Source organism: Prevotella heparinolytica (assembly GCF_002998535.1).
Lineage (GTDB): Bacteria > Bacteroidota > Bacteroidia > Bacteroidales > Bacteroidaceae > Bacteroides > Bacteroides heparinolyticus.
The window spans coordinates 2,531,655-2,553,719 of record NZ_CP027234.1; the positions used below are offsets into that span (position 1 = coordinate 2,531,655).

General features: G+C 48.1%; 12 protein-coding genes. 10 read left to right on the forward strand and 2 right to left on the reverse strand.

Features of this window, described 5'->3' with window-relative positions:
- Positions 1-13 precede the first annotated feature (13 nt).
- The 6 genes from C3V43_RS10220 (at position 14) to C3V43_RS10245 (ending at position 11,898) form a co-directional block, all read left to right on the forward strand.
- Entirely contained in the window at positions 14-3,088 is a 3,075-nt protein-coding gene (locus tag C3V43_RS10220; RefSeq protein WP_394336138.1) for a SusC/RagA family TonB-linked outer membrane protein, read from the forward strand.
- Between the two features lie 30 nt (positions 3,089-3,118).
- Positions 3,119-4,696 carry a RagB/SusD family nutrient uptake outer membrane protein gene (locus C3V43_RS10225; RefSeq protein WP_106069720.1) on the forward strand — a complete coding sequence of 526 codons (1,578 nt, stop codon included), beginning with the start codon at positions 3,119-3,121 and terminating at the stop codon, positions 4,694-4,696.
- A 95-nt stretch (positions 4,697-4,791) separates the two neighbouring features.
- Positions 4,792-5,673, forward strand: a complete 882-nt coding sequence (locus C3V43_RS10230) for an alpha/beta hydrolase (RefSeq protein ID WP_106069721.1) — start codon at positions 4,792-4,794, stop codon at positions 5,671-5,673.
- A gap of 87 nt (positions 5,674-5,760) precedes the next feature.
- Entirely contained in the window at positions 5,761-6,954 is a 1,194-nt protein-coding gene (locus C3V43_RS10235; protein WP_106069722.1) for an esterase, read from the forward strand.
- Positions 6,955-6,977: 23 nt separating this feature from the next.
- A complete protein-coding gene (locus tag C3V43_RS10240) occupies positions 6,978-9,320 on the forward strand; it encodes a glycoside hydrolase family 3 C-terminal domain-containing protein (RefSeq protein ID WP_106069723.1) in 2,343 nt (780 codons plus the stop codon).
- Between the two features lie 88 nt (positions 9,321-9,408).
- Positions 9,409-11,898: a glycoside hydrolase family 3 N-terminal domain-containing protein gene (locus C3V43_RS10245; protein WP_106070554.1), complete on the forward strand. Its 2,490-nt coding sequence runs from the start codon at positions 9,409-9,411 to the stop codon at positions 11,896-11,898.
- 112 nt (positions 11,899-12,010) lie between these two features.
- Here the strand turns inward: C3V43_RS10245 and C3V43_RS10250 are convergent, their stop codons facing one another.
- On the reverse strand, positions 12,011-13,126 hold the full coding sequence (locus C3V43_RS10250) for a carbohydrate-binding family 9-like protein (RefSeq protein WP_106069724.1): 1,116 nt from the start codon (positions 13,124-13,126) through the stop codon (positions 12,011-12,013).
- 68 nt (positions 13,127-13,194) lie between these two features.
- Positions 13,195-14,553 carry an alpha-L-fucosidase gene (locus tag C3V43_RS10255; RefSeq protein ID WP_106069725.1) on the reverse strand — a complete coding sequence of 453 codons (1,359 nt, stop codon included), beginning with the start codon at positions 14,551-14,553 and terminating at the stop codon, positions 13,195-13,197.
- Positions 14,554-14,949: 396 nt separating this feature from the next.
- Between C3V43_RS10255 and C3V43_RS10260 the strand changes: the two genes are divergently transcribed.
- From C3V43_RS10260 to C3V43_RS10275, 4 genes are all read left to right on the forward strand, one after another.
- Positions 14,950-15,513, forward strand: coding sequence for an RNA polymerase sigma-70 factor (locus tag C3V43_RS10260; RefSeq protein WP_129588750.1), 564 nt, complete (start codon positions 14,950-14,952; stop codon positions 15,511-15,513).
- A 470-nt stretch (positions 15,514-15,983) separates the two neighbouring features.
- Entirely contained in the window at positions 15,984-16,958 is a 975-nt protein-coding gene (locus C3V43_RS10265; protein ID WP_106069727.1) for a FecR family protein, read from the forward strand.
- A gap of 151 nt (positions 16,959-17,109) precedes the next feature.
- Entirely contained in the window at positions 17,110-20,478 is a 3,369-nt protein-coding gene (locus tag C3V43_RS10270) for a SusC/RagA family TonB-linked outer membrane protein (RefSeq protein ID WP_106070555.1), read from the forward strand.
- 13 nt (positions 20,479-20,491) lie between these two features.
- Complete coding sequence (locus C3V43_RS10275) at positions 20,492-22,009, forward strand: SusD/RagB family nutrient-binding outer membrane lipoprotein (protein WP_106069728.1); 1,518 nt, start codon at positions 20,492-20,494, stop codon at positions 22,007-22,009.
- Positions 22,010-22,065: the final 56 nt, after the last annotated feature.

Below are 22,065 nucleotides of genomic sequence, written 5' to 3' on the forward strand. Positions count from 1 at the left end.
AATGAGAAAATTTATGAAAAACAATGCAGTGAAAAGGCTGGTGGTATCAGTAGCTTTTCTTTTGATGTGCATACCTTTTATGCTGGCTCAGGGGCATATAAAGGTGACTGGTAGGATTACTGATGAGCTGAACGAACCAATGATTGGCGTGAGTGTCCTTGAGAAAGGAACAGCCAACGGTGTGATCACCGATATGGACGGTAACTATGCGTTATCGGTGCGCGAGGGTGCTATCATTATTTATTCATACATCGGCTATATCACGCAAGAGAAAAAAGCGGTGGCCGGAGTGATGGATATCACATTGAAAGAAGATTCCAAGACATTGGAAGAAGTGGTGGTAGTAGGTTACGGTGTGCAGAAGAAAAGCTCGCTGACAGGTGCGGTATCTTCCGTTAAGGCAGAAGATATGGAAGCGCGTACCATCACTCGCGCCGAACAGGCTCTTCAAGGAAAGACTGCGGGTGTGCAGGTGCTCAGTGCTTCGGCCAAACCCGGTGCTTCGCCTTCGGTTCGTATCCGTGGTGTAAGCTCCAATGGCGCCAGTGACCCATTGTATGTTGTTGACGGACGTATCGCTTCGGACATAGGAGGTATCGATCCTAACGACATCGAGTCTATGGAAGTACTGAAGGACGGTGCATCGGCAGCTATTTACGGTGCGGCAGCCGGTAACGGTGTCATCCTGATCTCTACCAAAAAAGGAAAAGGTAACGGTAAGATCACGTATGATTTCCAATATACTTCGCAGAGCCTTGGAAAAGTGCCCGAGGTGATGAATGCGCAACAATATAAAGAACACTTCCTCGCATCGGGCAAGATTGCTGAAAGTGCGTTCGACTTGCATTGGGATGGAAAGACCGATACGGACTGGGCGGACGTGGCTTTTGAGAAAAGCTCTATGATGCGTCACAATGTCACTTTCCAAGGTGGTAGCGAAAAGGGTTCGTTCTATCTGTCCATGTCACATTTGAACAATGACGGTATGGTAGTGGGCAATTCCGATATGTATGAACGTCTGACAGGTATGGTGAATGCCGATTGGAAAATCAAGCCTTGGCTGGAAGTAGGTACAAACAATCAGATTGAGCATTATAAGAGCCAGTCTGTGGCCGAAGGCAACGAATATGGCAGTCTGTTGCTCTCTGTATTGCAACTCGACCCGTTGACAAAACCGGTTTATGCCATTGACCAATTGCCGGAGCACATGGCTACCGTCTACGCTCTTCACCGCAATATGATGGGCGACGGAAAAGGAAATCTGTATGGCATTTCAGCCTTTACTGGCAATGCAGAGGCCATCAATCCTTTTGTGATGCGCGACCGCTCTTACACAAAGAACAGAGGTTTCAACATCAATGGTTCTACTTACTTGAACTTTATGCCTTTCGAAGGGCTGACCGTTACTTCTCGCTTAGGCTATCGTCTGGCTTCCACCTCTTCTTATGGAGTGGCACAGGATTATTATTACCACGGTACGGCCAAACAAGACTATATTCAGGTGAATGCCGCCGACAACAATGCCGTATATTGGCAGTGGGAGAACTTCCTGAACTATTCACGTACTTTTGGCAAGCATCATGGAACGGTGATGTTGGGTACTTCTTATAGCCAAAGCCGCGCATTCGGTGTCAATGGTAACAAGAAAGGCGATGACAAGAATCTGGGCTTCCTGCAGGACGATCCTCTCTTCTACTATTTTGCATATGCCACTTCGGACGCATCTAAGGAAATTGAAGGAGGCGAACCTTCCTATATCCGTAAGTTGGCCTATTTCGGTCGTTTCAATTATGACTATGGAGGCAAGTATATGGCTCAGTTCTCTCTGCGTGCCGATGCTGCCGACCTTTCCGTGCTGCCTAAAGGCAAGCGTTGGGGATATTTCCCTGCCTTATCGTTGGGCTGGGTGGTTTCTCAGGAAGAGTTCATGAAAGGTACGGAGGACTGGCTGTCACAATTGAAATTCCGTGCAAGCTGGGGACAGAACGGTTCGACCGCTTCTTTGGGAGGCTATCTTTGGAATGTATCAGTGAACAGCACCGGTCATTTGGCCGTTGGCAACAATAACAGCTTCCATTACATCAACGGTTATGCTCCTACCGCTACCGGTAACGACCAGCTTAAATGGGAGACATCCGAACAGACCAATATCGGTATTGATGCACGTTTCCTCAACGGACGCCTGTCATTATCTGCCGACTATTTCAATAAAGAGACCAAGGACTTGATCGTGTCCGGAACAAAAGCATCTACCGTGGTTGGTAACACATTCTCTCCGGTCAATGCCGGTAATATCACCAACAAAGGTATTGAATTGGAACTTGGATGGCAAGACAGGATTGGCAATTTGAATTATGGTATTCGTGGTAATATAGCCACTTTGAAGAATAAGGTGACTTATATCCACGAATCGTTGGCCGCCATTGATGGAGCGACCTTGATAACCTATGGTGCCGTTACTCGTTTTGAGATAGGCAAGCCGGCTTGGTACTTCTATGGATACAAGTACACGGGCGTGGATAAAGCTACGGGTGAACCGATGTTCGAAGATCAGGATGGTGACGGAGTGATCACCGACAATGATAAAACAGAGATAGGTAAAGGTATTGCCGATTTCACTTACGGTATCACATTGACAGCCGGATGGAAAGGCTTCGACTTCATCCTCTTCGGTACAGGCTCGAAAGGGAACGACGTTTATTGCGGTTTGAACCGTGTAGATTATAACCTGAATAAGCTTACTTACTTTACGAACGATTGCTGGTCCGATAAGAACAAAGGCGGTACTTTGCCGAGAGCTAATGCTACCGACTATACCAAGTTCATGACTTCTTCCGGTTCTGTATTCGATGGCTCGTTCTTCAAAATAAAGCAGATGCAGCTGGGCTATACTTTCCCGAAGGCTCTGACCAAAAAGGCGGCGATCGATAATCTCCGCATCTACGGTTCGTTGGAAGATTTCTTCACCTTCACCAACTATCCCGGCTTTGACCCTGAAGTAACGGGAGTGGGCAATGCACTTGGATTGGATAAGGGAAGTTATCCCAATTCAAAGAAAGTGGTACTTGGCTTGAGTGTGACATTCTAATCGTTTCTAATCCTAAAAGCAATCTAAAATATGAAAGCAAAACATTATATATTGATACTTGCCTCTTTGTTTACGCTGGGCACAACTTCGTGTGAAGACAAACTGAATATTCCTCAAAAGGGGGTGTTGGACTATTCTTCCTACTACCGGACGGATGTGCAGGCACAGACGGCTGCCGATGCACTCTATATCCAGCTGAAGAGTACATACTATAATTATACCATGTTGAAATCCTCTTTGTCCGATGATGTATGGGCAGGTGGCGGAGGCCGCAACGATAATGCCCAGTTGGAAGGCTGTAATGAGTATTCGTTCGGGTCAGATCAAGACTTTATCCGCGGTGTGTGGGAGAGCTATTATAGACTGATCTATAAAGCGAATGTCATTTTAGGTCATGTTAAGCCGGACTCAGACATTAAGAAGAAAGCGTGTGCGGAAGCTCATTTCTTCCGTGCTTTTGCCTACTTCGACTTGATTTCCATGTGGGGTGAGGTGCCATTGGTCGATCATGAATTGACGTCCAGCGAATATCAGATTGCCAAATCATCTAAGACCGATTTGTGGAACTTGGTAGAGACGGATTTGACAGAAGCAATTTCTTCGGGTTATTTGGAAGAAAAGAAAGAAGTCAACGACAACACTACGTGGCGTATCACCAAGCAAGTGGCTCAAACAATTTTAGGAAAGGCTTACTTGTGGCAAGAGAAGTATGAAGATGCTGCTAAAGTCTTGAATGAGGTTCGCAGCAGTGGGAAATATGCTCTTTATAAAGGCGATTATCAGAATATTTTGACCTATCTAGCCGAAGGTAATAGCGAGAGCATGCTGGAAAGTAACCGTATCTTTGATCCAAGCAATGCTTGGGATGAATTCAGCTTCTATGAAGTGATGAATCATTGGCGTATGGACAAATTGGCGGCATCGTCACCGGCTTTTGCTGATTATAAAGATACCGGTTGGGGATTCATGGTTCCTCAGAAATCACTGTATGATGCTTTTGTGGCTGAAGAGGGGGTAGATGGTTATCGCCTGAATCAGACGATGAAGACATACGAACAAATGACTAAATTAGGAGTAAGGCTTCCCAAAGGAAATAGCATTATTAACGAGGGATATTTCTTGTGGAAACGTCGTTACTCTTCATCGGAAGCACCCATTACTTTCTGGTGCTCCTACAACAATTACCGCTGGATGCGTTATGCCGAAGTGTTGTTGCTTGCCGCTGAGGCAAACCTGAAAGCAGGGAAGCAGGCTGAGGCGGATGCTTGCTTGAACGAAGTGCGCACCCGTGCCAAACTGCCCGCCAAAACAGCCGACATGACAGCCATCAAGTTGGAGAAGCGTTTGGAACTTTGCTGTGAGTACACTCGTTACCAAGATATTATCCGTTGGAAAGATGCTGAGGCTTTATTGAGAGATCAAGGTTCTAAGACGCCTCTATTGATAAATAAAGGCATGGGGGACGGTCCGGACAACGTAGTAGTAGAATATAAACAGTACAATACCGACCATAATCGTTATGGATTTAAGAGCAAGCACTACTTGTTACCTATTCCGGCAACAGAAATGCGTTTGAATCCTAAGATGAAACAGAACGAAGGCTGGTGATGCCACAATATGAATTTATACAAGAAATTGATATAAATCAATTGGTTTTAGCAAGGAAGTTAACTACTTTGTAGTATATTTCTTATAACTATATCATGAAAAGATTAATCCTTTCCATTTTGGCCCTTTGTATGTTATGGGGGGCAAAGGCGCAATTCCCCGGTTGGGGGGCGCAAAGTAAGGTCGTGACCGACAGTATCTATAGTGAGATATTGGGTGCAAACCGGCAGTTCACCATTTATCTTCCTAAGAGTTATGAAACAGATGCTACAAGAAAGTATCCTATACTTTATCTGTTGCATGGCATGATGGGAGTCAATACCAGCTGGTTTACTGATCAACGGGTGAAAGATGTAATGGACCGGTTGGTGGCTTCCGGTGAAGCTTGTGAAATGATCATCGTCTCTCCCAACGCCGGAGGCAATATCTATATAGGTGTATGGAACGGCTATTTCAACATGCCGGGGTGGGCGTATGAAGACTTCTTCTACAAAGAGTTCCTTCCGTATATTGAAAAGAATTACCGGGTGGTTGGCGATAAACAACACCGTGCCATTGCTGGGCTTTCCATGGGTGGAGGCGGAACAACGAGCTATGCACAACGTTATTCGGATATGTATTGCGCCGCTTATGCGATGAGTGCCTTGATGAATATCCCGGCAGGTTCGGAGAATCCGTCACCGAATCCGGACGATAAAATGAGCCTGTTGACGAAGTCGGTGATGGAGCATAGTTGCGTGAAGTATGTAGAAGAAGCTGACGATGCACATAAAGAGCAATTACGCTCCGTGCAGTGGTTTGTGGATTGTGGTGACGATGATTTCCTGCTCGACCGCAACATTGAGTTCTTCCAAGCCATGCGCAAGGCGCAGATACCGTGCCAATTCCGTGTGCGTGATGGCGGACATACATCCGAGTACTGGCATTCGGCGCTCTACACTTGCCTGCCTTTTGTCTCCCGCAGTTTTGGAAGATAGGAGGAACGGGCTGTTTGCCTGACTGGCTGATACGATGACACTTTATAAACCCATAATATCAAGAATCTAAAGATTAAATATTACACAATGAAAAGAATCTCTCTTTTGTCAGCCTTGTTGCTGATGTGTGCAATGACTTTTGCACAGCAAGCCCTCTGGGGAGGCGCTCCGGTCGTTTCGCCGGAGATTCATGATAACAACACCGTAACGTTCCGCCTGAAAGCGCCGAAAGCGGTGAAAGTACAGGTTACCGGCGATTTCCTGCCTACGCAGAAGATCAAGACTCCGTTCGGTGAGTTCGACGGACCGGGTGTGGCCGACCTGAAGGAAGGCAAGGACGGTGTGTGGGAGTTTACCACTCCCGAACCTTTGAAGCCGGAGCTTTACAGCTACTCTTTTATCGTGAATGATTTGAAGATAATGGATCCGAGTAATGTCTACATGATTCGTGACGTTGCTTCCGTGACCAACGTGTTCATCATCGGTGGCGACCGTGCCGACCTGTATAAGGTGAATAAAGTGCCCCACGGAACAGTGAGACGCATGTGGTATGACAGTCCTACGCTGGGCATCAATCGCCGCCTCACAGTCTACACTCCTGCCGGCTATGAGACGAGCGGCAAGCGTTATCCTGTATTCTACCTGCTTCACGGCATGGGTGGAGATGAAGAAGCTTGGATTGCTCTTGGACGTACCTCACAGATCCTTGACAACCTGATTGCTCAGGGCAAGGCCAAGCCGATGATCGTTGTGATGACCAACGGCAATGCCGCACAGGAAGCTGCACCGGGCGAATCGTCTCTGGGCTTCGCTGCCCCCAACATGCAGTTGCCTAAAACGATGGAAGGCTCTTTCGAGGCCGCTTTCCCGGATGTGGTGAAGTTCATCGACAAGAATTTCCGTACTGTTGCCAACAAGAAGAACCGTGCCATTGCCGGATTGTCGATGGGTGGTTTCCATTCCATGCACATATCCAAGCAATATCCCGACATGTTCGACTATGTAGGTCTGTTCTCTGCCGCCATCATGCCCAATAAGGATGCTAAGTCTCCGGTGTACGAAGACATAGAGGGCAAGCTGAAGGTGCAGTTCTCCAAGAAACCGGCTCTCTACTGGATTGCCATCGGCAAGACCGACTTCCTGTACAAGGCCAATGAAGACTACCGCAAGATGCTGGATGAGAAAGGCTATAAATATTCCTATTATGAGACCGGAGAGGGGCATATCTGGAAGAACTGGCGTATCTACCTGACGGAGTTTGCACCGCAGTTATTCAAATAAACCTTATTCAATAAACGTATATCATGAAGAAACATTTATTATCAATGGCGTGTGCCATCACTGTGTTGTCGGCTTGCGGTCCGAAAGTGCCGCAACTCGGAAAATCATCCCTCGATGATGTAATTGCTGCCATGACCTTGGAAGAAAAGGCGCATCTGGTTATAGGAACTGGTATGGCGGGCTTTGATGGTGGTGACAGTGCTGTAGTAGGCGAGACTCACAGTTTGGTTCCCGGCGCTGCGGGTACGACTTATCCGATAGAACGTCTCGGTATTCCTGCCGTGGTGTTGGCGGACGGGCCTGCCGGATTACGCATCAATCCGAAGCGGGATGGGGATTCGGCTACTTACTATTGTACTCACTTCCCTATCGGAACGTTGTTGGCAGCTACTTGGAATCAGGATTTGGTAGAGAACGTGGGCAAAGCTATCGGAAACGAGGTGCTGGAATATGGTGTGGATGTGCTGCTTGCTCCGGCTTTGAACATTCAGCGCAACCCGCTTTGCGGGCGTAACTTCGAGTATTATTCGGAAGACCCGTTGATTTCTGGAAAGATTGCTGCAGCATACGTGCGTGGCGTGCAAAGCAACGGAGTGGGAACTTCTGTTAAACACTTTGCGGTAAACAATCAAGAAACAAATCGCATGGGAAACGATGCGCAAGTATCTCCCCGTGCTTTGCGCGAAATCTACCTGAAAGGATTTGAAATAGCCGTGAAAGAGTCGCAGCCGTGGACGGTGATGTCTTCTTATAACTATCTGAACGGTGTTTATACTTCTGAGAACGCGGAGTTGCAGACCACAATTCTACGTGATGAATGGGGATTTGCAGGCATGGTGATGACCGACTGGTTTGGCGGTAAGGATGCTGTGGCGCAGATGAAAGCGGGCAACGACATGTTGCAACCGGGTTATGATAAACAGTATCAAGCCATTGTAGAAGGTGTCAAGACCGGTAATCTAGATGAAGCTATACTCGATCGGAATGTTAAACGCATTCTTGAAATGATTCTGCAAACCCCTCGTTTTAAGGGATATAAATTCTCTAACAAACCTGATTTGAAAACAAATGCCGCCATTACGCGCCAAAGTGCTACGGAAGGTATGGTTCTGCTGAAAAACGAGAATGCCACTCTGCCGTTATCTGCTCAAATAAGGCGTGTTGCTCTCTTCGGTTGTGCTTCTTACGATTATATAGCGGGAGGTACCGGTTCAGGTAACGTGAATCGTGCCTATACGGCATCTTTATTTGAAGGGTTGAAGAATGCAGGATATGAAACTGATGAGCAGTTAAAGAAAGAGTATGAAATGCATATAGCTGCCGAAAAGATTCGGTTGACACCGAAAAAAGAGAAATATTCCGCTTTCATGCCGGTGATACTGCCGGTCGAAAAAGTGTTTGAAACTTCACGCCTAAAGGACTTAGCGGCACAGATGGATATTGCTTTCATTACCATAGGCCGTGGTTCCGGTGAATTTCTTGACCGGGAGTCATCGAACTTTTATTTGAGTAAAGAGAATCAGCAGCTCATACAAGATGTTTGTAGGGTTTTCCATGCTGCCGGAAAGAAAGTGGTTGTTATCCTTAATATAGGTGGTGCCATCGAAACTGCTTCGTGGAAAGCTTGGCCGGATGCTATTCTTTGTGCTTGGCAAGGTGGACAAGAAGGTGGCAATAGTGTGATGGATGTATTGAGCGGTAAGGTTTCGCCCTGTGGAAAACTGGCCATGACATTTCCCATACGGTTTGAAGACCATGCTTCTACGAGTAATTTTCCCATCAATTTAACTTCTAATATAGATATTGTCACAGCCAATCAAGGCGAAAAGAAGTACGATTTAAAAGATGTGGATTACACCCGTTACGAGGAAGACATCTACGTGGGTTATCGCTATTTCGACAGTTTCGGCAAGCAGGTTTCCTATCCGTTCGGCTATGGCCTTTCTTATACCACGTTCGAGTATGCCAATCCGACGGTGAAACAGGACGACGGACTGCTCACTGTTACCGTAGAGGTGAAGAACACGGGCAAGTTTGCCGGCAAAGAGGTGGTTCAGCTTTATGCAGCTGCCCCCAACAGTGCCAAGATGAATAAGCCGGAAAAGGAACTGAAAGCCTTTGCCAAGACAAGAGAACTGAAACCGGGAGAAACGGCAGTCGTCACTTTGCAGGTGAAAGCAGCCGATTTGGCTTCTTACGACGAGGCGTCTGCTTCGTGGGTAGTAGACGGTGGAACTTATAAACTCCTGATAGGTGCTTCTTCGCGCGACATCAAAGCGGAGCTGAGTGCCGATGTGGCCGCCTTGACACAGAAAACAAACAATGTGTTGAAGTTGCGAGAATCCATCACCACCTTGAAAAGATAACAAAACCTACCCTAAAAAGCATCCTGTTATACCCTTCGGTATGGCAGGATGTTGCTATATTTGCCAACATCAAACCAATATTATGACCATGAATAAAAAGTTAATCTTATCTTTAGCCCTATCCGGGTTAGTACTGGCTTCTACGGCGCAGACATCCGTTGCGCCTGCCATCCCAAGAGACGAGAAGATAGAAAGGCAGATCGAGACGCTGCTGAAGAAGATGACGCTGGACGAGAAAGTGGGCCAGATGTGCGAACTTGCCATCGACGTCCTGCAGAAGCGTGCCAACCCTTTTGCCGGCATCAATCCGAAAGACATCACGCCCGACCTACTGAAGAAAATTGTCCGCCAATATAAGCTGGAAAAGGAGTTCAAGATAAGTAAGGAACTGCCTGCGCAGGATGTAGTGATGAAACTTTACATGCGTATCCAAGAAATAGAAGGCGTCAAAGGCTTCCGGTTGGATGAAGCGAAGCTCGACTCTGTGATTGGGAAATACAAAGTCGGTTCCATCCTGAATGTACCCGCCGGCGTGGCGCAGAGTGTGGAGAAGTGGCAGGAAATCATCAAGCGCATTCAGGAGAAGTCCATGCAGGTGATGGGCATTCCTTGCATATACGGTGTGGACCAGATACACGGAACCACCTATACGCTGGGCGGAACTCTCTTTCCGCAAGGCGTCAACATGGGAGCTGCCTTCAACCGCGAGCTGACGCGCGAAGGCTCGCGCATCTCGGCATACGAGACAAAGGCAGGAAGCATTCCTTGGACGTATGCTCCGGTGACCGACCTCGGACGTGATCCTCGCTGGCCGCGCATGTGGGAGAACTATGGCGAAGACGCCTACCTGAATGCCGAAATGGGACGCGAGTCCGTTCTCGGATTTCAGGGAGAGAATCCCAATCTGATTGGAGCAGACCGTGTGGCAGCCTGCATGAAGCACTTCATGGGCTACGGTGTGCCGGTTTCGGGCAAAGACCGCACGCCGTCTTCCATCACCGTGCAGGACATGCGCGAGAAACATTTTGCTCCTTACCTCGAAATGGTAAGAAACGGTGCGCTCTCTGTCATGGTGAACTCTGCCATGAACAACGGATTGCCCTTCCATGCCAACTACGAGTTGCTGACTAAGTGGCTGAAGGAAGACCTCAACTGGGACGGTATGATCGTCACCGACTGGGCAGACATCGACAATCTCTGGAAACGCGACCACATTGCCAAAGACAAGAAAGAGGCCATTAAACTTGCCATCAACGCCGGCATCGACATGTCCATGGATCCCTACGACTGGAAATTCTGTACTCTCCTCAAGGAACTGGTGCAAGAGGGCGAAGTGCCCATGAGCCGCATTGATGATGCCGTGAGCCGCGTGCTGCGTCTGAAGTATCGTCTCAATCTGTTCGAGAAACCCTACTATGATTCAAAAGACTTCCCGCTCTTTGGTAGCGCACAACATGCCGCAGCCGCATTGCAGGCTGCCGAAGAATCGTTGGTGCTGCTTAAGAATACGGACGGCATCCTGCCGTTGGCCAAAGGCAAGAAATTGCTGATTACAGGCCCAAATGCCAACTCCATGCGTACCCTCAACGGTGGCTGGTCTTACTCTTGGCAGGGCGATAAGGCCGATGAACATGCCGTTGCCTACAACACGATTCTCGAAGCTTTCACCCATAAATTCGGTGCCGATAATATCATCTACGAAGCCGGTGTCACCTACAAGAAAGGCGGCAACTGGTGGGATGAGAATGCTCCCGAAATTGATAAAGCGGTGGCTGCCGCTGCCAATGCCGACTACATCGTGGCTTGCATCGGCGAGAACTCTTATTGCGAAACACCGGGCAACCTGACGAACCTCACGCTCTCTCAAAATCAGCTCGATTTGGTGAAGGCGCTTGCAAAAACCGGTAAACCCATCATTCTGATTCTGAACGAGGGACGTCCCCGTCTGATAGCCGACATCGAGCCTCTGGCTAAAGCAGTTGTCAACATCATGCTTCCGGGCAACTACGGTGGCGATGCGTTGGCCAATCTCGTGGCAGGCGATTCCAACTTCAGCGGAAAGCTGCCTTTCACGTATCCCAAGGAGATTAACTCGCTGATTACGTATGATTACAAGCCGTGCGAACATATCGGTCAGCAGATGGAAGGTGCTTATAACTACGATGCGCAGGTTTCTGTACAATGGGCATTTGGCTACGGGTTGAGCTACACCACTTTTGCATACAGCAACTTGAAAGTGGACAAGCCAAACTTCACGGCCGACGACGTACTGACCTTCACCGTCGATGTGAAGAATACCGGTAACCGCATTGGCAAGGAAAGTGTTCTGCTGTTCAGCAGCGACCTTGTAGCTTCACTCACCCCCGACATCCGCCGTCTGCGCGCTTTCGAGAAGGTGGAGCTGAAGCCGGGCGAGACAAAGACCGTGACCTTGAAAGTGAAAGCCTCCGACCTTGCCTTTGTGGGTTATGACGGCAAGTGGATCTTGGAGAAAGGCGATTTTCGCATACAGGCAGGCGACCGCATCCTGAATGTGGTTTGCACGGACACCAAGAAATGGGAAACGCCGAACAAATAAGAAGGTAAGTAGCTGGCGTATATCGTAATGCCAAGCGTAAATAACGCGGAGGGTGTGGTTCGAGAAAAAGAACCACACCCTCCGCTTTTTGTGTCATAGGGTTCAAGTAGTCTCACTTTGTTTCACCGGCGAGGCATCCCATCTCGTCAATACTCATCCGCTTGCCATCGGGTAGGGTGACTGTGATCTCATACTTATGGCTGATGGCTTCTACGCTGACGTGGCTGCCCGAAGGCAGTGCGTTTAGTTCCTCTTTTGTCAGACCGAAAGCTTCGATGGTGGCGTGATAGCGTCCGTGTGCGGCATATTGTGCTTCTTGTGCGTAAAAGAGCATCCACAGGAAACGTTCTACGGGATATGAGTCCGGATAGCGGAATGCTTCCGGAGCGGCGCTGCCTGCGGTGAGGGCAGAGAGATACACGTATCCCCATCGTTCGGGCATGTGCATGGCCACTTGACCCGTAGCTCCCCACGTCCAGTTGTCTTCGGGCAGGAATGTGCCGTCTGCTCTTTGCTTACGGTGATAGCGTCCGTCCTTGTCCGTGCTGTGCTGCCACTGCACGCGCGAGAAGCCGATGCGCAGGTAGTTGCCTGCTTGCAGGTAGTTGTCGAACTCTGCGGCGATGGCTTCGCGAGGGATGGCCATCTCCACGCTCCAGCCCCGGTCGGTGTCGCCCGGAAGGTTGAGGGTGCCGTCCACGTGCGTGGCTATCCGTAAGCCCGGACAGTTCCACTGAAACTGCACGTGGGGACGGCGTGGCGCACGATAAGGTTTCTCCAGAAAGAGGTCGAACACGGTGCAGAGGGCATTCACCTCGATTTCGTAATAGTGGTGTCCGTCGCCATCGGGGTCGATGAATACCTCGAAATCGTTGTTGTAGTAGACGATGGTGTCGCGCTGCCTCAGGTTGGCCCATACTTCGGGTTCTTGCAGCTCGGCGGCGATGTATAGGTAGCGGTCGTCCCAAAGCATCCTTGCCTGCGTGCGGAACCGTGGGGTGGGATATCCCTCTCCGCTGATGTCCGTAAAACGGGTGATGAGAGGGGCATGCTGCCATACCGCTTCATCGGGGATGCCGTCGATGCAGATCGTATCGGCGGTGCGCAGGCATACGTAGCCTTCGGGTTGTGTCAGGAATCTGCCGTATCGCTCGGTCAGCGGTTGTGCCGTGACAGAGATTATTGTGGCTGTCAATAAAAGGCAGCATGATAAGAAGAGTTTTTTCATTATGAAAAAAGAGTTTGGTTAAGAATAAGGATAAATCCGCGTCATCCGTTTCATCTGCATCTGAGAAATCAGTTCACCGAAATCACCTGCCCTTCGCCTCGATAGAGTTTGACAGGGCCGTCGAGCAATACGGCAATGACGGTAATTTGCTCGTCCAAGCACTCTTCGGGCACGTCGATGTAGACGATGCCGGGAACGGAACTCCAATACAGCTTGTTGTACACCTTATGGTTCAGCATGCTGCCGTTGCCCACCACCCATGCACGGTGCACGGTGTTGGCGATGCCTTTCAGCTCGATGGGGCCGTTGGGACGATTGGGCAGATAAAGGTAAAGGATGTTTCCTTCGCGGTTCAGTGTGGTATATCCTCCGTGGAAATGCTCGGCCGGGATGCCCGCACGGGTTTCGTAGATGGCCTCTTTGTGCTTGGATGTCCAACGGCCGAATTCTTTCAGTATCGCTACTTGTTGGGGCGGAATGCTCCCGTCGGCTTTAGGGCCGATATCCAACAGCATGTTGCCTCCCATGCTGAGGCAGTCCACGAAAGAGCGCAGGAGCATTTGCGGTGTCTTGTAGTTGGTGTCGGTGGGTTGGAAGCCCCAAGAGTCGTTCATGGTATAGCACAATTCCCAATATTTTTCTTTAGGGCGAACTACGGGTACGCCCTGTTCGGGGGTGGCATAGTCGCCGTAGCCTTGTATGCGCGAATTGATGATGACATCCGGGTTGGGCGTTCTCAGCAACTCTACGATGCCTTTGGAGTTCCAGTCTTCGGCAGATTGTTCCCAATCGCCGTCGAACCAGTACAGGTCGGGCTTATAGGCACTGTTCAATTCTTTCAGTTGCGCGAAGTTGAATGTGCAGAACGATTGCCACCGTGCCGGGTCGTCCTTGATGTCGTAACGCTTCGTGGTCTTGGTCTTGTTGGGGTAGTCGTCGCGGCTCCAGTCAAGTAGCGAGTAGTAAAGTCCGAGGCGAAGCCCTTGGCGGCGCACTTCATCGGTGAAAGGGGTAAGCAGGTCGCGTTTGGCAGCGGATGTCTTCTTGGCACTCAGTTGCCCTGCTTTCGTGTCCCACAGGGCGAAGCCGTCGTGATGTTTGGTGGTGATGACTGTATATTTCGCTCCGCTCTCTTTGATGAGTTTCACCCACTCTTCGGGTTTGTATTTTTCGGCTTTGAAGCCGCTCTGTTGTTTCATGTACTCTTCGTATGGCAGGTAGTCGTTGTAGAACGACCAGCTTTCGGACACCCCCCTGACGGCATAGATGCCCCAATGGATGAATATCCCCAGTTTGGCTTTGCCGAACCATTCCATGCGGTGGTCATACGTTTCATTTCTCTCTTCCGTCGGCAGGGGTTGTGCCGATAAGCCGCTTCCGATGCACAAGAGGAGGAGGGCAGCTACCCATTTCTTTGTTTTTTTCATGTAATCAGTATGGATTTAGTAATTCAGGAGTGAAAAATAAGTTTTTTTTCTCAGTTGGCAAAGAACAGGCTGGATATTTTAAAAACTTCTCACTTTTTAGGATCCTCGTATGCAAGCGATGCGAGTAATAAAAGCTATTCTTCCGAGCTACTTATGTAATCATAAAATCCGGATAATGCGGTTGCCTTTCCCTGATATTCAATGCCATATTACAAACGTATGAAAAAGAGTGGTTATCTGCTTCCATCATATTGCCGATAACCGAAGTTTTCCTACATTTGCAGAAAGAGACATCGAAAGTGGCTTGTTAAGGAGCCTATAATATGCATTGAAAGAGAAAAATCAGAAGGGCTTTAATCATTAAGATATAGCGAAGTGAAACCGGGGAAAAAAGATATGGATGAACAAATCTTTTCGGAGATATACGTCAACTACTATTCACGTATGTTGCGCTTTGCCTCTGTGTATTTGATTAATAAGGAAGATGCGGAAAACATCGTTCAGGACATTTTTACCTATTTATGGGGAAATCGCTCGTTGCTTAAAGAAGTCAGGCAGTTGCAGGCTTTCCTGTTCATGCTGGTGAAACGGCGTTGCATCGATTTCCTGCGTTTAAAAATAAACAGTCTGGCTTCTATCGGTTCTCTCGGCGAAATAGAGAATCGCGAGCTGGAGTACAAGTTATATTCTTTAGAGACTCTTGATGAAGACAATGTTACCGATGAAGAAATGCAACGTATGCTGCATAAAGCCATTGGACAGTTGCCCGAGAAATGCCGTTACATTTTTATCCAAGCCAAAATCAATCATAAGAAGTACCGGGAAATAGCGGACGAGACCGGACTCTCCATACAGACCATTAAAAACCAGATGACAATAGCGATTGGCAAACTGCAAACGGAATTGAGGAAACTTCTGCCTTTTCTGACATTCGTTTTTGGTAAGTGCCTGTGTTCCTGAAATAATGTGAGCTTGCTATAAAAGTTGGCTTATCATAGTCTGCCTGCTGTTTGGGCTGTTCACATCAATGGCGGATTTCCTTTCCGAGAAATAACATGCTGCCATCTATCTTTCGGTGTCCTGTTTCGTCATAATCCTGTTTTGTTAAGAATTAATACGATATGTTTTTTGAAGGGTACCCCTTGCGAGAGATATCTGTAGACGGGCTTTAGTGGAGATATATCTCCACCGTGCTGGATGTATATGCGGAGTGCGTTGCATCTATATTTCCAGTAAAGAGCATCTGTATAGTGAGTCGGGGAGGAGAGGAGAATCTTTCAGGAGGTAAAATTTTTTCCTTATATATAGCTTTTCTTTTTATACTTTGCGTTGTCCGGTAACAATTTGTGTTTCTCTTTCCTCTATAAAAAAAATCTTTTCCTTTTGGTACTTTTTGCCCGTTTCTTCGTCTTCTCTGTAAAGAACAGAAAATGGAAATGAGAGATTTGCTGACCAAATACTTTACAGGAGACATCACCGAAGAAGAAAAAAAAACACTTTTCCGTGAGTTGGGCCGTGACGATGAGCTGAAGAAAGACTTCTGCGCCATGCAGAACATATTGGCTTTGGCAGAGGCTCTGCCCGAAGAGAATGATGAATCCGCGGGAGCCGACAGTTACAGAAGCTTTGCCGCCCGACTGAAAAAGCGGAGAATGAAACAGCTTTTCCTGCATGCGTGGCGTTATGCGGCCGTTGTCTGCCTGGTGGCCGCTTCGGCCTATTTCCTGACCCTGCACTGGGTGAACAAAGAGCGAAACCTGCAATTCACCGAAATATCCGCACCGAGCGGACAGCGTGTAAAGGTGACCTTGCCCGATGGAACAACCGCTTGGATAGGCCCTTGCAGCACGCTGCGCTATGCCAACTCCTTCAACCGTGAAACCCGTAACGTGGAGTTGAGCGGCTCTACTTATTTTGATGTCGCCCACAATCCGGACAAACCGTTCAGAGTATCTACCGGTCGCTATATGATTACCGTTCTGGGCACGCGCTTCAATGCGATGGCCTATCCGGAGAACGAACACTTTGAGGTGGATTTGATAGAGGGTTCGGTTCAAATAGACAACCTGTCGGATGACACAGACCGGTTGGTGCTGAAGCCGCTGGAACAAGCCATCATCAAGAACAATCGTCTATATAAGAAAATATCCAACTTCGATAATGAAGAGTACCTGAAGAATGGGGTGGTACATTTCAAACGTTGCCTGCTGGGCGAGGTCTTGAAAAAAGTCTCTCTCTGGCAAGGTGTCGGACTCACCATCGACAGCGAAGTGGATGTAAACTATCCGGTGACCGGAAAAATCAGGCAAAGCGACTCTCTGGAAAGTATATTGAGAGCCTTGCAGTCCGTCGTCAGGTTCCACTATGAAATCATTGATGAGAAACATATAAGAATCTATCGTTAACCCTTAAATCTATATTTGCCTATGATTGAATAAAGAAGAATATAAAAAAGAGAGGGAAACAATGCGCCAACATTGCTTCCCTCGGGATAGAGGCTCAAAACCTTATTCTGTTGGGAAATCAACTAAAGTAGTGAACCTTAAACACAAAGGTATGAAAAAAAATAGACTTCATTCTGATTTAGTGTGTAAACAAACTAAATCAAACATAAACTTTCAGAAAACAAAAATCATCTTTTTATTTATCGTTTGCCTGTTCATGCAGATCCGGTTCGTTTCGGTGCAAGCACAGAACAGCCAAGTGCGCTTGAAGGTAGGGCAGACCACCGTAAAGCAAATCATGTCCGAGGTGGAAAAGCAAACAGATTATCTGTTTGTATATAGCGAATCCGAAGTGAACGTCGACGGTGTCGTGACGGTGAAAAAAGAAAAGCAGGAAATCACAGACTTGCTGAATCTGCTAAGCGCCCACGGACTTTCTTACAGTTTTTCCGATAATTACATTACACTGCATAAGAAAGCTGCCGGCAAGAGCGGCAAAGAATCGGGCAGACAAGTGAAGGTCTCCGGTAAAGTGGTGGACTCTTCCGGAGAACCTGTGATCGGTGCCAATGTCACGGTGAAAGGTAATCCTGCTCAGGGCACGATAACCAATGCGAATGGAGAATTTGAATTGGTGGTGCATACAGGAGAAGTGCTGCAAGTCAGCTACATCGGATTCCGGAATCAGGAAATCAGAGTGAACGACGGTTCCGCACTGAAGGTTCAGATGCAAGAAGACACGAAACTGCTGAATGAAGTGGTGGTGACCGCTTTGGGTATCAAGCGTGAGGAAAAAGCCCTCGGATATGCGGTTCAGAAAGTACAAGGCGACAAACTGGCTACGGTGAAGGTGGTGGATGTAGGCACATCGCTTACTGGAAAAATCGCGGGTTTGAATGTGCAGAACAGCACCGAGTTCAATCAGGCACCCACCTTGCTGTTGCGTGGCGAGACCCCGTTGCTGGTCATTGACGGAGTGCCTTATAAGAACATGAGCTTGCGCGATGTTCCGGCGGATGACATCGAGACCGTCGACGTGCTGAAAGGAGCAACGGCCGCCGCACTGTATGGAGAGCGTGGTGGAGTAGGAGTAATTATGATCACGACCAAGAAAAGTAAAGAAGAAGGACTGCATGTAAGCATCAACAGCAGCACCATGTTTCAGGCAGGATACTTGAAGTTGCCTGAGGTGCAATCGGGTTATAGCTCCGGAGAAGGTGGGAAATACAATCACTATGACTTTGTCTGGGGCGATAAGCTCGACATTGGCCGCACGGCCGAGCAGTGGAATCCGCAGACCCATCAGTTCGAAGTGATGCCGCTAACGTCCAGAGGAAAGAATAACTTCAAGAACTTTTTGGAGACCGGATTTATCACGAACAACAACGTAAGCATCAGCCAAAAAGGAAAATATGGCAGTGTGAGAGCTTCGTTGACCCATGTCTACAACAAAGGGCAATATCCAAATACGAAATTGAATAAGATTACCTACTCTGTATCGGGAGACATGAAATGGAACAAGTTCTCGCTCGATGGCGGAATCAGCTTCAACAAGCGTTTCTTCCCGCAGAATTACGGTACGGGATATGGTAAGGGAGGATATCTGTATAACCTGCTGGTGTGGACCGGACCCGACTATGACTTGCGCGAATTCAAGGATTATTGGGCCAAGAAAGACGAACAACAGAACTGGATGTATTCCGGCTGGTATGACAATCCTTACTTTGTGGCAAACGAGGTGCTTCGTTCCAGCGACTATTCCATCACAAACGGCTATATGAACGTAGGATATGAGTTCACCCCTTGGTTGCGGGCAAACTTGCGTTCGGGTATAGATGTGTATAGCGAAAGAAAAACATGGCGCAATCCCAAGTCGGCCAATTCGGGTTGGGACAAGAACGGTTACTTTGAAATAGAGTGCGACGGCGGTTTGAGTATGAACCACGACCTGATGCTGACGGCCAACCATAAATTCGGTGATTTCAGCGTAGAAGGTATTGCCGGCGGAACATTGTACTATTATCAGGACGACATGCTGCAAAGCCAGACGGCCGGCGGATTGACCATCCCGGGCTATTACTCGTTGAAGGCTTCCGTGAATAAGGCCACGACCTCAAGCAACTATAAGCGCAAGCAGGTGAACAGTTTGTACGGACGTTTCTCTGCTTCATGGAAGAGTACCTTGTACCTTGATGTAACGGCTCGTAACGACTGGTCGTCTACCTTGCCTTCCGAGACACGTTCTTACTTCTATCCTTCTCTTTCGGGAAGCGCCATCTTGTCCGAATTCATCCATCTGCCCCAATGGATGTCTTTCTGGAAAGTGCGTGGTTCGTGGACGCAAACCAAGAAGGATGTGGATATCTATGAAATAAACAATGTGTATAGCATTACAACCGATGCTTGGGACAATCTCTCCGCAGCAACTTATCCCACTTCCATCCGTGGCACTCTGATACGTCCTACCGCAACCCGCTCATGGGAAGTAGGTACGGCTCTTAACTTCTTGAATAACAGGCTGCGTGTAGATTTTGCCTATTACAATACGTTGAAGTATAACCTTACCCGCAGTGCTACTGTCAGCGAGGCTTCCGGCTTCTCGGGCACGATGATTAATTATGGTGAAGAGCAAGAACGCCGTGGTGTGGAACTCACTCTCACCGGTGACATCATCAAAACCTCCGACTGGGAATGGAGTGCAACCTTCAACTGGGCACGCGACCGCTATTACTATGCGAAGGTAGACGAAACCTATTCCGAACAAAGACCGTGGGTAGCAGCAGGAAACCGTTATGACGCCTTTACGTTGAAAGACTGGGAACGTGACCCGGAGGGAAATATCGTTCACGTAAATGGCTTGCCGAAGAAGAGCGAATACCAATCCGTAGTCGGCTATAAGTCTCCCGACTGGATATGGGGAATCATCAACACAATCAAATATAAAGCGTTTACCTTGAACTTCTCCATCGACGGACGTGTGGGAGGCGTTGCTTACAATATGATGGAACAGGCTCTGTGGAATACCGGTGCGCATCCCGACAGCGACAATCAGTGGCGTTATGAGGAGGTGGTGAATGGGAAAAAAACTTTTATCGGCAAGGGTGTCAAGGTGGTTTCCGGAACGGTGGAATATGATGTGGACGGAAATATCGTGAAGGATAGCCGGACTTTTGCTCCCAATGACGTTCCCGTTTCTTATGAAACTTATATAGGACGTTTTTATCCGAATGCGTATTATCCGGTTTATCAGACAGTTCAGGATCAGACTTTTATTAAGCTCCGCGACCTCTCCATTACGTACGAAATGCCTAAGAGCATTTGCGACAAATTCAGACTGACGGGTATGCAGCTGGGTCTTGTGGGGCAGAACTTGTTGATTTGGACGAAAGACTTTAAGTTCTCCGACCCCGATCAGGCAAGCGAGAATCTGAACTCTCCTTCCATTCGCTACATAGGATTTAATGTCAAGTTGAACTTCTAAACCAATGATAACAATGAAAACGATATATAAAGCATTAATTGGCATTGTGCTGGCAAGCGGACTACTCTCTTCTTGCAGCAACTTTGATGAATTGAATACTAATCCCGACTCACCCACCACCGTAACGCCTACGATGTTGGCCACGAAGTTGATTCTCGCTACGGCTACTCCCTCTTATAGCAAGGCTTTCTTCCACAGCAGTTTCTTGATGAAGGAACTGGCATGGGGCGAAGGTCCCAGCGACTATCACTACAATAAGATGGGGCGTTCTTCCTTTTCAGGCTACACGAGGTTAATCAATGGTGTTAAGATGGTGGAGTTGGCGCAGGGACAGAATGTAAAGGCATATCAGGCTCTGAATAAATTCGTAAAGGCTTTTACCATCTACTACATCTCCATGGAGATGGGTGATGTTCCTTATAGCGATGCGTTGCAGGGAGAAGCGGGAAACGTTACGCCGCGCTACGACACCCAGAAGCAAGTAATGATGCAGGTCTTGGACGATTTGGAAGAGGCGTATGATCTGTTCGGCCAAGCCGATAACTTCACGGGCGACCCTATCTTAAAGGGAAATACGGAGAAATGGCAGAAAGTGGTAGCCTCTTTCGAGTTAAAGGTGTTGATGAGCCTTTCGAGAGTGGCCGGAGATGCCGATCTGAAAGTAAAGGAACGTTTTGCGCGTGTCGTTTCGGGAAAGAAGATACTTGCTTCGAACGAAGATAACTACCAGTTGGTGTTCTCCGACAAGAAGGGGCAGCGTTATCCCATATTTAAAGACGATTTCAACTGGTATATGTATCCCATATTGTCCACAACGATTGTCGATGTCATGAAGAAGAACCGGGATTATCGCTTGTTCTATATCGCCGAACCTGCCGAAGCCAAAATCAAAGAAGGCCTTTCCCCGGCTGATTGGGAGGCGTATTTGGGCGTTAATCCGTCTTTGACGTTCGACTTGATAACCAAGTCATACAGCACCGGAGCATATTGTAATTTGAATCTTCGATACAAGGACAATCCGGCCGGAGAACCGTTCATCACGATAGGTTATGCCGATCAATGTTTCATCTTGGCCGAGGCAGCCGTTCGTGGTTGGATTTCGGGCAGTGCCGATGCTTATTATAAGAAAGGTATCGAAGCCGGTATGCGTTTTATTGCCGGTTGCACGGATGCCAAATATGCTCATGGGCGTGTGATTACCGATGAGGTGATTGCCGACTTTCTGCAAAATCCGGATATTCAGTTGAACCAAGGAGCGGAAGGTGGAATAGAGATGATTCTTACACAGCGCTACTTGACGGGATTCATGCATGCCCCGTGGAATAGCTACTACGAATATCGTCGTACGGGCTATCCTAAGCTGCCGATTAATCCTGAAACTTCCTTGAATGAAATCAAGGACCAACTTCCGCTGCGCTGGATGTATCCCGAAAGCGAATCGCAGTATAACAAAGCAAACCTGCAAGAGGCTTTGCAGCGTCAATTCAACGGGACTGACGACTGTAACAAGAATATGTGGATTCTTCAATAGGTAGTTTTATATATGATGGGACCTCTCGTCCGATATACAGAGAAGTCCCATCCTTT